We start from the raw sequence: 339 nt of genomic DNA, 5'->3' as shown, positions 1-339 counted from the left end.
TAACCGTAGGGGAACCTGCGGTTGGATCACCTCCTTACCTGAAGATACCTTCCCGCGCAGTGTCCACACAGATTGTCTGATAGAAGTAACGAGCAATAGTAGTATCAGAGTCCCCATCGTCTAGAGGCCCAGGACACTGCCCTTTCACGGCTGTAACAGGGGTTCGAATCCCCTTGGGGACGCCATACCGGTAACGAAGTGAAAGTCGTTATCACCGTATCTCAAAACTGACTTTAACGAGTCACGTTTGAGATATTTGCTCTTTAACAATCCGGAACAAGCTGAAAATTGAAACGACATGTCGTTTTCATTCTCCGTAATAAGAATGAAATCTACGAT

The 339-nt window shown here is 46.3% G+C and carries 1 tRNA gene; it reads left to right on the top strand.

What is annotated here, in order from left to right:
- The first annotated feature begins 109 nt into the window (after window positions 1-109).
- Window positions 110-185 (top strand) — tRNA-Glu (locus IFU29_RS22290).
- Window positions 186-339 lie beyond the last annotated feature (154 nt).

The sequence above is a fragment of the Erwinia persicina genome, assembly GCF_014838825.1.
GTDB classification, from domain to species: domain Bacteria; phylum Pseudomonadota; class Gammaproteobacteria; order Enterobacterales; family Enterobacteriaceae; genus Erwinia; species Erwinia persicina_A.
Note: the sequence above shows the minus strand (reverse complement) of the source record. Positions and strands in the feature narration are given on the sequence as shown.